The following is an 11,117-nucleotide window of genomic DNA, read 5'->3' on the forward strand; positions in this document are numbered from 1 at the left end:
CCCTGCTGCTGGTGTCGCGCCGCGACGGCGGCCTGCGCCTGCCGGCGGCGCAGCCCGGCGACGCCGACCCGCTGCGCCTGCCCGATGGCCTGTCGGAAGCCGTGCATCAAGGCGCCACGCTGCGCAGCTACACCGCCAGCAGCCCGCACTGGACCGTGACGCTGCTCGACGACGACGTGCAGCGCACGCGCTGGGCCGCACTCGAGGTTGGCGTCGAGCTGCTGGGCTACCTGGCGCTGACGCTGCCGGTCATCCTGCTGCCGGTGTGGCTGGCGCTGCGCGCGGCACTGGCGCCGCTGCACAGCCTGTCGGACCAGGTGGCCGTGCGCGCGCCCGCCGACATGAGCCCCATCGTGCTGCCCAAGGGCTACCGCGAGCTGCTGCCGCTGCAGACGGCGTTGAACCGGCTCTTCGAACGCATGGCCGCCACCTTCGCCCGCGAGAAGGCCTTCGTGCACGACGCCGCGCACGAACTGCGCACCCCGCTGGCCGTCATCAGCACGCAGGCCCATGTGCTGCAGGCCAGCGAGGGCCGGGCGCGCCACGAGGCCGCGCACCGCCTGCAGGGCGCGGTGGAGCGCGCCTCGCACCTGGCCCACCAGCTGCTTCGCCTGGCCCAGGCCGACGCCACCGCGCTCGCGCCACGCGAACCGGTGGACGTGATGAACGTCGCGCGCGACACCCTGGCCGGCATGACCGAGGTAGCGACCGGGCTCGGCAGCGAGCTGTCGCTGAGCGGCCCCGACAACGCCGTGCTGGCCACCGACCCGCGTGCATTGCGCTCGATGCTGGGCAACCTGGTGGACAACGCGCTGCGCTACGGCGGGCGCGGCGTGCTGGTGGACGTGAGCATCGACGTGCAGCCTGCGCGCTGGCAGCTGCGCGTGGTCGACAACGGCCCGGGCATTGCCGCCGAACACCGCGAACAGGTGTTCGAGCGCTTCTGGCGCGGCAAGCCCGGCGACGAGCGCGGCGCGGGCCTGGGCCTGGCCATCGTGCGCGAAGCGGCGCGCTCGCTGGGCGGCGACGTCGACCTGCAGGCCGGCCCCGGCGGGCGCGGCTGCAGCTTCACCGTCGACCTCCCCCGAACCTAGGGGGCCTGTCTTCAGGAAGCACGAAGGTGGCTGCGGCGAACATCCGGCCCCTCGTCACTGCTCCCTGTGCTTCATGCCACGCCTGCGCCCCCMTCACCCCCTTGCCCTCGGTGCCGTCACCCTGGCCTGCATCCCCGCTGCCTGGGCCCAGGATGCCGAAGCACCTGCCGAGGCCCTGCGCATGGAGACCGTCGAGATCCAGGGCAAACGCGCGCACAACGCCGCCGGCAAGCAGACGCTGACGCGCGAGGAGCTGTCGCGCATCCCCGGCAGCAGCGGCGACCCGATGAAGGCCGTGATGGCCCTGCCCGGCGTGACCACCACCGACGACAACAGCAGCGCGCCCGCCGTGCGCGGTGCACGGCCGCAGGACAACGCCTACTACGTCGACTTCCTGCCGGTGGGTTACCTGTTCCACCTGGGCGGCTTCGCCAGCACCTTCCACTCCGACCTGATTCGCCGCTTCGACCTGGCCAGCGCCGCCTGGAGCCCCGAGTACGGCGACGTGGTGGGCGCGGTGTTCGACATCTCGCTGCGCAACCCGCGCAGCGACCGCCTCGGCGGCAAGCTCGACTTCAGCCTGCTCGGCGCCAGCGTGCTGGCCGAAGGGCCGATCGGCGATGGCCTGTCCTTCTTCCTGGCCGGCCGGCGCAGCTGGTTCGACCTGGCCGTCAAGACGGTGGAGGATGAGAAGGAAGGTGTCAGCCTCACCGTGCCCGTGTACCACGACTCGCAGGGCCGGCTGCTGTGGGACCTGAACCCGGGCAACCGCCTGCGCCTGGACTTCAGCACGGCCAACGACCGCATCGACTTCACCACGAAGGAAGGCTCCAGGGCGGCCCAGCGCGACCCGGTGCTGCTGGGGAACAGCAGCATGCGCCAGTCCTACGGCAGCTTCGCACTCAGCTGGGATGGCGACTTCGCCCCGTCCACCGGCAACCAGCTCGCGCTCGGCCGGATGGCCACGCGCGATTTCACGCGCATCGGCAGCGCGGGCCACTACGACGCCGAGGTGGTCACCACCTACCTGCGCGAGCAGCTGCGCCTGGCCTGGACGCCCGAGCACGCCACGACGCTGGGCGGTGTGGTGAACAGCCGCCTCGTCGATCTCGAGCTGGACATCCAGGACCCGCGCTGTACCGAGTTCGACCCCAACTGCGACATCAGCTCCGCCGGTCGCGTGGTCTCGCTGCAGAAGACACGCCAGAACCAGGCCGAGGCCTACGCCAATCACCGGTGGCGGCTGTCACCCGAGTGGACGGCCACCGGCGGCCTGCGTGCCAGCCGCGATTTCTACCTGCGGCAGACCTTCACCGAACCGCGCCTGGGACTGGAGTGGAACGTGTTGCCACGCACCCTGGTGTCGGCGGGCATGGGCCGGCACCACCAGCCACCGCCCATCGAGCAGGCGCTGCGCGACATCGGCAACCCGCAGCTCACCCACCTGCGCAGCACGCAGTACGTGCTGGGCGTGACGCAGGCCCTCGACGCCGGCTGGTCGGTGCGTGCCGAGGTCTACCGCAAGACCTTCCAGGGCTATGCGGTCGACGACCCGGCGCTGAAGTACGTCAACGGCGGCAGCGGAACGGCCCGCGGCTTCGAGCTGCTGGTGAAGAAGGACGGCAGCGAGAAGCTGACCGGCTTCTTCTCGCTCAGCGTCTCGCAGGCGCGGCGCCGGAACGACCTGACGGGCGAGAGCTTCCGCTTCGACTACGACCAGCCCGTCATCGCCACGCTGGTGGGCCAGTACAAGCACTCGGACGCGTGGATCTGGGGCGCCAAGTGGAGCTACCACACCGGCTCGCCGTACACGCCGGTGGTGGGCACGGGCACGTACCCCGACGGGCGCGCCAAGCCGGTCTACGGCGCCATCAATTCGGTGCGCGTACCGGCCTACCACCGGCTGGACCTGCGGCTGGACCGCAAGGTATCGCCCCGCCTCACGCAGTACGTCGAGCTGATCAACGCCTACAACCGGAAGAACGTCTCGGGCTACAGCTACAGCCCCGACTACCAGACCCGCGAAGAGGTCTACCAGTTGCCGGTGCTGGTCTCGTTCGGGATCCAGTACGCGTTCTAGGTGCGGCGCACTCACCACCCGCGGCCCTCAAGGTGTAGGCGGTGGCGCTGCTCTCGACCGTGTACGAGAAATGTTGGCGCCATGGAGGGCGCCCACCCCGGGAACAGGCTGGCGCGGGCGTCAACCTGGCGTGGTACGCCGAACAACGTTCCCGGCCTTCGGCCGCGACCAGCCCAGCGTCGTGCCCGCGGCCGCCAGCAGGATCGCGGCTGCACCGACCCATTGGAAGAACCCGAGGCGTTGCGCAAACACCGCGTAGTCCACCACGAGTGCCACGAGCGGGTAGATGAACGAGAGCGCGCCGACTGTCGACGTCGGCAGCTTTTGAATCGCGCCGTAGAGCAGCACGAACACGAGGCCGGTGTAGACCACCCCCAGCGTGATCAGCGTCCCCCAGGTGCCGGCATCCGCCGGTGGGGTGGAGAGTTGCGCGAACGGCGCGAGCATCGCGATGCCGACGCCCACCTGGATCAGCGCGATGAATTCCGGCGGGGTCCCGCGCAGCCGTTTCGCGACCAGGGCAGCGACCGCGTAGAAGAAGGCGGCGCCCAGGGCCATCAGGATGCCGGCGACGTAGCGCGCGCCCGGGTGGCCGGTGGCGCCCTGCCCCCAGGCGATGAGCAGCACGCCGGTGAACGACACCGCGAGCCAGGCGAGCTTGTCGGCCGTCAGCCGTTCGCCGAACAACAAGGCGCCCAGGCCGACCAGCATGAAGGGCTGCGTGTTGTAGACCACGGTGGCGACCGAGATCGACGCGTGCGAGAACGACGCGAAGATCAGCAGCCAGTTGAGCACCAGCGCCACCCCGCCGACAGCCGCCCAGGCGATCGTCCGAAGCGGCAGGCCGTGTCGGAAATGACGGCGGATGCCACACACGACGGTCAGCGTCGCGGCCCCGAACACGCAGCGCCAGAAGAGCAGTTCGATCAAGGGCCGGCCGGAGCGAACCACGAACCATCCGATCGTGCCGGAGATCACCATGGCCAGCGTCATCTCGATCGCACCGCGGCGTCTGTTGTTGATTGTCATGAGGCCCTTCCCTGAGGTCCCCAGAGAATTGCACAAGAAGCTCGGGTGTTGAATGCTGTTTGTTAGGTGAAACATGGAGATTGCCTGACAATAAAAGGCAACTCGTTCGCTTGACCGGCCCACCATGATCGACACCACCGACCGCGCCATCCTCGGCATCCTCGCCGCGGACGCGCGCATCTCGTTGAAGGATCTCGCTCGGCGCATCGGGATGTCCTCGCCGAGCACGTCCGAGCGTCTGCGACGCCTCGAGGAGCGCGGCGTCATCCGGGGCTACAGCGTGGACATCGACCCCGAGGCCCTGGGTTTCCAGCTCCAGGCCATCGTCCGGATCCGCCCGCTGCCCGGCCATCTGCGTGCCGTCCAGACGCTGATGCAGGCGATACCGGAAATCAGCGAGTGCGACAAGGTCACCGGCGAGGACTGCTTCATCGCGCGCATGCACGTGCGCTCGATCGCGCAGCTCGATGAGATCCTCGATCTCATCACCGACAAGGCGGAGACCAACACATCGATCATCAAGGCGTCGGTCATCGGCCGCCGCGCGCCGCCGCTCGGTGTCACGGCTTGAAAGCAGATCCCCGGCCGTGCTCGGACGGCCGGGCCGGCGCCGAGCATCTGCAGTCCTTCTTCGGCGTTCCGGGGGCGCAGCCGGTTCGAAGCGGCTGCGCGTTGGCCGATCTCAGTCCGAAACCTTCACCCAGTCGTAGTAGGCCGGACCGCCGCCGCCGTTGTAGGTCCCCACGAAGCCGACGGCGTTCGCCGAGTTGTTGCCGACCCAGTGGTTCAGCATCAGGCGCATCGGGGCCGAGATCGTCGTGTTGACGCGCCGGAACTCCATCTCCACGCCGGCATCGTTGACGTGGAACCAGCGCACGAAGGTCGGCCGCCATTCGAAGCCGATGGTCCGCCAGCCGGTGCCGATGGCGAACTGCTGGAAGTTCTGGCGGCCGGCCGTCCACACGTTGGTGTGCAGGACGGTGCCCCCCTTGATGAACTCGATGTCGATCTCGAAGTGGTTGGACGTGCCCGCGTTGCCGGTGTACAGGAAGAACGAGCTGTTGCCGCCGGCGATGGTGCCCGGCTGCATGCGCGTCACGAACTTGCCGTACTGGAAGCTCTGCCAGGTGCGCACCTCGGCGCACTTCACCGCGTTGCGGTTGCTGCTGTTGACGTTCAGGTCCAGCCCGCCCCACCCCGTCAGCCACGCTTCGCTGAAGGCGAAGGTGCAGCCGAAGATGTCACCGTTGGCCCAGTTGGCGGTCTCCCAGACCGATCCGTTCGGACCGCCCGAGCCGTCGAACCCGTCGAAGAAGTTGGTGGCCTGCGCGTTCAGGTGCAGGCCGAGGGCCAGCACCATGGCGAAGGCGCCCTTGACGATGGAATTGATCATGCTTGTCTCCTTGTTGTTGGTTGTCGTGCGTGATCAGGGGGCGAGCTTCACGGTGCCCACGCTCAGGTTGTGCGAACCCGTGGTGGTGGCCGCGTTGATCACGTCGACCGCGAACAGGCCGGCCTTGACGGTGCCGACCTTCGAGCCGGTGCCGTTGCAGTAGTCCGGCAGCGGAAACATCGCGTCGCTCAGGTCGATGACGAGTTCGGACAGCGTCGAGTTGACGATCGCCTGGGCCGTCGCCGTGCAGCCGTCACCCGCCACCGGGCTCGGTTGGAGCTTGATCGACAACACGCCGTCGCTCGACGATTTCAGCTGGATCTTCAGCTTGGTGAAACCCGAGGCATTGAAGGCGGTGACCGGGGCCGCGCCGGTGTTGCCGGGTGCGTAGACACGGATCGCCGTGCCGGCGTAGGCCTGGTCGCCCGACAGCGACGCGCCGAAGTCCACCTCGCCCGATGCGAAGGTCGCGGTCCCGGCCGTGAGTTGATTGCCCTTCTCGGCAAAGGAGTACGTCTCGATCTTGCCGGCCTCGCTGGTGTCCGTCGCGCTCGAAGGGGTCGCGAATGCGACATCGCTCGACGAAGGACCGGAGGGCGGTGCCGGCACGGGCGCCGGGACGGGAGCCGACGGCGGTGCGGAGGCCGCCGGCGTGGGGGTGCTGGACCCTCCCCCGCCGCAAGCCGTGAGCGCCACTGCGCTGAAGAGTGCCGTCAAGGCGGTGCATGAGCGCCGATAGATCTGATCCACTGATGTCTCCTATGAAGTGACACGTGGATGGTGTTCTCACCCTGTCGTCGGCGCAGTCGCGTCTTTGCGTTTGACCGTGCCGTTCTTGCGCTCAGGGCTCAATAGCACATCATCAAGCCGAACTTGTTGCGCTCGCAGGTGACGACGCGCGTGCGCGCGGCCGGCGCGGCGGGCTCGGCCGCCTTGCGCGGCGGCGTCGGCCTCGCCACGGGACGGGCGACCGGCGCCGCGACGTTCACCGAGTCGTACGCCGTCTTCCAGGTCGCGAGCCGTTCGCGCGACAAGGCGGCCAGCTCGTCCTTCTGGTAGATGCGGACATGGTCGACGAGCATCGGCTCGGTGCCCGCTCCGGCTTCCAGGTTCAGCAGGAACGGCCACTGCTCGAAGACCTCGCGCGCACCGGTGGGCAGGTCGGTGCGCAGCACCGCCTTCACCGCCACGTCGTCGACGGCCCATCGGATCTTCACCGGATCCCATTCGAGCGAGAAGCGGTGGAAGCCGTCGCTCGAAGGCGCCAGTTCCACCGGCGCATGGAAGGCCGGCTCGTCGCCGATGCCCGGCGCATACAGGCCGAGGTTGAGGTCGGTCCCGTCCTTCTCGATCAACGCGATCTCGCCGGCTTCCAGCCAGTCGAGCGATGTCAGCGGTGCGCCTTGCAACGAGAGGCGCGCGGCACCGGCCGGCAACTTCACGCGCAGCTCGATGCGGCCGTAGACCATCGCACCCGCCGGCCGCACGCGCAGGCTGCTCGCAGGCGGCAGCAGCAGGCGGCCGTTGCCGTCGAGCTGCGGGCCCGCGCCGCCGGGGGCCTTGTGCACGCGCCAGCGTTTCTCGTCGACCCGCACCGTCGCCGCCGCATCGAACTCGTCGGCCCAGGCGAGCCGCCATGCGGCATCCCGCGTCTCGCGGGGCAGGGCCACCGCCGCCGGCGCCGCGGCCACCATGTCGCTGCCGGCATTCAGGAACTCGATGCGCCCGACCTCGAAGCGCACCGGCTCGTCCGACGGTTCGTTGGCCGTGACCTCCACGCTCGCGACGGCCGGCAGGGTCTGCGCGATGCTCGCGCCGTTGCCGGCGCAATAGGGCTCGGGCTCGAAGACCGCCAGCGGGATGTCGATGTCCATCGTGCCCCGCACCCGCTGCAGCAGCACCGGGTAGCAGCCGGTGTTCTGCAGCCTCGTGTCGGTGCCCTTGATGCGGATGCGAAGCACCTGTTCGGTCGGCGACACGAGCCGGATGCGCAGGTTGCGGAACGCCGAGAGGTCGACCGCCGCCCCGCCGCGGCCCGCCCCCACGTCCACCCCCAGCGTGCTCCACGCGCTGCCCTGCGCACGGCTCAGGCGGCCGGACACCCGCACCCCGCCGTCGTAGGCGCCGAGCGGGTCGGCCGCGACATCGCCGGGCTTCTCGGAGATCTGCAGCAGGCTCACCGGCGGGCGCGCGCGGCCGGCCGGGGCGGTCCGGAAATCGGCCCACACCACCGACGGTCCCGCCGACGGTACGTCAGCGCCCCAGGCCGGCACCGACAGCCACGCCGCGGCAAGCGCCGCCAGGTAGCACGCAGCGCACCTCATGTCGCGCTGACCGGCATGCACAGCTCGCAGCGCACGAACGGCGAACCGGGCGGCGGCGAGCCGGGTTCGCAGCGCTGGATGAAATGCCCTTCCGCGAGCTCGAACGGGGATGTGGGCAGCCATTCGGTGAGCAAGGTGTTCCAGCCACGCCCGATCTCGCTCGACGGGCCCTCGTAGCGCAGGCAGGCGGCCCAGTGCGCCGGCAGGCTCTTGCGCATGGCCCGCAGGCCGGGGTCCTGCCAGCCGGCGGGCAGCTCGACGCAGGCGTCCATGCGGCAATGCGCCGCGAGCGTGATGGCCGGGTCGTCGAGGCCGATGGACAGCATCGGCCGGTCCGACAAGCCCATGCTGTCGACCCAGGGCACGAAGCGCGCGTGCAGGATCTCCGAGCTGTGGCCGTAGTCGCCGCGCTCGCGCATGTAGAGGCATTCCCTCGCCTCGAAGTGCCTGAGTTCGACCCGGCAGCTCGTCGTGGACCGGCTGTCGTCGRCCGGCGTTCGCCAGTCGATCCACCCGCCCGCACGCCATCGGGACGGCGTCATGCCGAAATGCTCGCGGAAGGCGCGGGCGAAGGCTTCCGGCGAGGCGAAGCCGCAGTTGAGCGAGACGGCCGTGACCTTCTCGTTCGGGCAGTGGCGCAGCCGGCCGGCCGCCGTCTCGAGCCGGCGGCGGCGCACGAACTCCTTCGCCGTCTCGCCGCTCCACGCGAGGAAGAGCCGGTGGAAGTGAAACGGCGAGAACGCCGCGCAGTCGCTCAGCCGCTCCAGGCTCAGGTCCTTCGACAAGTGCGTCTCGACGTGGTCCAGCACCTGCTCCATGCGCCGCAGGTGGTGGCTGCGCAGCGAGGGCTGCTCACGCGGGCGCACGAGCGCCTTCAGCGGCCCGGCGCCGGCGGGCAGAAGGCCCTGCGCAAAACGGGGCGGCACGGCAGCGTCGGCGAGCAGGAGGTTCGTGTTCATCGGGCAACTCGTCGGTGGAGGCCAAGACTCAGCGCGCGTTGACCACGCGCCCTTCCGCATCGAACAGGTGGCAGCGGCCCGGTTCGGGCTCGAGCCAGACCACCTCGCCGGTCTTCAGCGGGCGGCTGCCGCTCGCGAGCTTGATGGCCGCGGGCTCGGCCAGGCCGGCCAGGCGCGTGTAAGCGATGTCGCAATCGCCCAGGTGCTCGACCTGATCGACCGTGGCCTGCAGGCCGCCGCCCGGCGGCGCGAAACCGAGGTGCTCCGGACGCACGCCCAGCGTTAGCTCTCGTGCGGTGCCGGGCAGGCCCTGGTCCGGCAGGAAGACGCTGCCGGCGTCGCCCAGCGAGAGGCGCAGGCCGCTGCCCTGCTGGCTGGCGATGCCGGGCAGGAAGCACATCTTCGGCGAACCGAGGAACCCGGCGACGAAGCGCGTGCGCGGGTGGTGGTACAGCTCCATCGGGGTGCCGACCTGCTCGATGCGGCCGGCATTGAAGACGGCAATGCGCGTTCCGAGCGTCATCGCCTCGACCTGGTCGTGCGTCACGTAGATCATCGTCGTGCCGAGTTCGCGATGCAGCCGGGCCAGCTCCATGCGCATCTGCACGCGCAGCGAGGCGTCGAGGTTGGACAGCGGCTCGTCGAACAGGAAGACCTTCGGATGCCGCACGATGGCCCGGCCGATGGCCACGCGCTGGCGCTGGCCGCCGGACAGCGCCTTCGGCTTGCGATCCAGCAGCGGCACGATCTGCAGCATCTCGGCGGCGCGCAGCACCGCCTGCTGCGCTTCGGCCTTGCCGAGGTTCGTGAACTTGAGCGCGAAGCCGATGTTCTCGGCCACCGTCATGTGCGGGTACAGCGCATAGTTCTGGAACACCATTGCGACGCCGCGGTCCACCGGTGGCAGGTCCTGCGACTCTTCGTCGCCGATGAAGATCTTCCCGGCGCTCACGTCTTCGAGACCGGCGATCGAGCGCAGCAGCGTGGTCTTGCCGCAGCCCGATGGCCCCACGAAGACCATGAACTCGCCGGAGTGGACGTGCAGGTCGATGCCGTGCAGCACGCGAGGGCCCTGGCCGTAGTGCTTCTCGATGCCTTGGAGGGTGAGATGAGTCATGTCAGTGTTGCTTCGCAGGGATGCCCCTCATCCCTTGACGGCGCCTGCGGACAGGCCCTCGATGAGGCGGCGTGAAGAGGCGGCGAACAGGATCAGCAGCGGCAGCACCGTGATGGCCGAGCCGGCGCTGATGGCGCCCCACGGCGTCTGGCCGGTGCCCTGCAGCGAGCGCAGCACGAGCGGCGCGGTGAACATCTCCTGCTGGCTCATCACGAGCAGCGCGCCGACGAAGTTGTTGTACGAACCGATGAAGGTGACCAGGCCCAGCGTGCCCATGGCCGGCCCGATGAGCGGCACGACGATGCGCCAGTAGATGCCGAACTCGCCGCAGCCGTCCATGCGCGCCGCCTCGACCAGCTCGCGCGGCAGCGCCGAGCCGATGTACTGGCGCATCATGAACACGCCGAAGGCCGAGCAGGCGCCGGGCACGATGAGGGCGCGCGTGCTGTTGAGCCAGTCGATCTCCTTCATCAGCAGCACGAAGGGGATCATGCCGACGAAGGCGGGCAGCAGCATGGTCGCCATCAGGCCGGCGAACAGCGTGTCGCGCCCCGGGAACTCGTACATCGCGAAGGCATAGCCGCCCAGCGAGCACAGGAACAGGTTGAGCGCGGTGGCCGCCACGGCGACCCACAGCGACAGGCCCAGGCTGTGCCAGAAGTGCGGGCGCAGCGCGACGAGCTGGTGGATGTTGTCGGCCAGCGCCGAGCCGAACCACAGCGGCGGCGGCATCGAGAGGATGTCGCTGTTGGTGTGCGTCGCGAAGACGAACATGAAGTAGAACGGTGCCAGCATGATGAGCGCGCCCGCCATCACGATGGCGTAGGGCAGCCACTCGGAGGGCTTGAGGCTGCGCAGCAGCCGCGCGCGCGTGCGGCTTGCGGGCGGCGCCTTGGCGCCCGCTTGGGCGGTGAGTCGGGATGCGGTCATGGCCGGTCAATCCTTGCGCCCGAGGGTGCGGTTGTTGAGCCACGTGAGCGCGGCGATCACCATGAACATCAGCCAGGCGACAGCCGACGCGGTGCCGAAGTCGCCATCGTTGAGGCCGACCTTGTACATCTGCATGGCCACCGTCTCGGCCACCTGCCCGACCCCGCCGCTGCCGCCGGTGAGGATGAAGG

General features: G+C 69.5%; 10 protein-coding genes and 1 pseudogene. 3 read left to right on the plus strand and 8 right to left on the minus strand.

Annotated elements, in window-relative coordinates; genetic code table 11:
* Positions 1 to 1,094: sensor histidine kinase (locus AC1D1T_RS24900; protein ID WP_477992671.1), on the plus strand; the 1,094-nt coding region annotated here is incomplete at its 5' end.
* Between the two features lie 73 nt (positions 1,095 to 1,167).
* On the plus strand, positions 1,168 to 3,174 hold the full coding sequence (locus AC1D1T_RS24905) for a TonB-dependent receptor plug domain-containing protein (protein WP_477992672.1): 2,007 nt from the start codon (positions 1,168 to 1,170) through the stop codon (positions 3,172 to 3,174).
* 120 nt (positions 3,175 to 3,294) lie between these two features.
* On the opposite strand, the gene AC1D1T_RS24910 is transcribed toward AC1D1T_RS24905, so the two are convergent.
* Positions 3,295 to 4,203, minus strand: coding sequence for a DMT family transporter (locus AC1D1T_RS24910; protein ID WP_477992676.1), 909 nt, complete (start codon positions 4,201 to 4,203; stop codon positions 3,295 to 3,297).
* Positions 4,204 to 4,327: 124 nt separating this feature from the next.
* On the opposite strand from AC1D1T_RS24910, the gene AC1D1T_RS24915 reads away from it, so the two are divergent.
* The gene (locus AC1D1T_RS24915) at positions 4,328 to 4,774 is read left to right on the plus strand and encodes an Lrp/AsnC family transcriptional regulator (RefSeq protein WP_477844879.1); all 447 of its coding nucleotides are present in this window, start codon (positions 4,328 to 4,330) and stop codon (positions 4,772 to 4,774) included.
* A gap of 111 nt (positions 4,775 to 4,885) precedes the next feature.
* On the opposite strand, the gene AC1D1T_RS24920 is transcribed toward AC1D1T_RS24915, so the two are convergent.
* The 7 genes and pseudogenes from AC1D1T_RS24920 to AC1D1T_RS24950 all read right to left on the minus strand — a co-directional run.
* On the minus strand, positions 4,886 to 5,596 hold the full coding sequence (locus tag AC1D1T_RS24920) for a family 16 glycosylhydrolase (protein WP_477828967.1): 711 nt from the start codon (positions 5,594 to 5,596) through the stop codon (positions 4,886 to 4,888).
* A 33-nt stretch (positions 5,597 to 5,629) separates the two neighbouring features.
* Positions 5,630 to 6,205, minus strand: coding sequence for a hypothetical protein (locus AC1D1T_RS24925; RefSeq protein ID WP_197067063.1), 576 nt, complete (start codon positions 6,203 to 6,205; stop codon positions 5,630 to 5,632).
* Between the two features lie 239 nt (positions 6,206 to 6,444).
* The gene (locus AC1D1T_RS24930) at positions 6,445 to 7,920 is read right to left on the minus strand and encodes a glycoside hydrolase family 16 protein (protein ID WP_477992673.1); all 1,476 of its coding nucleotides are present in this window, start codon (positions 7,918 to 7,920) and stop codon (positions 6,445 to 6,447) included.
* A complete protein-coding gene (locus AC1D1T_RS24935; RefSeq protein ID WP_477992674.1) occupies positions 7,917 to 8,879 on the minus strand; it encodes an AraC family transcriptional regulator in 963 nt (320 codons plus the stop codon). The genes AC1D1T_RS24930 and AC1D1T_RS24935 overlap by 4 nt, the downstream gene beginning before the upstream one ends.
* A gap of 28 nt (positions 8,880 to 8,907) precedes the next feature.
* The gene (locus AC1D1T_RS24940; RefSeq protein ID WP_465113493.1) at positions 8,908 to 9,996 is read right to left on the minus strand and encodes an ABC transporter ATP-binding protein; all 1,089 of its coding nucleotides are present in this window, start codon (positions 9,994 to 9,996) and stop codon (positions 8,908 to 8,910) included.
* A 27-nt stretch (positions 9,997 to 10,023) separates the two neighbouring features.
* Positions 10,024 to 10,926, minus strand: a complete 903-nt coding sequence (locus tag AC1D1T_RS24945) for a carbohydrate ABC transporter permease (RefSeq protein ID WP_477992675.1) — start codon at positions 10,924 to 10,926, stop codon at positions 10,024 to 10,026.
* Between the two features lie 6 nt (positions 10,927 to 10,932).
* Positions 10,933 to 11,117, minus strand: a pseudogene (locus AC1D1T_RS24950) (sugar ABC transporter permease); the annotation flags it as partial.

The organism is Rhizobacter sp. P2_H3, assembly GCF_056403355.1.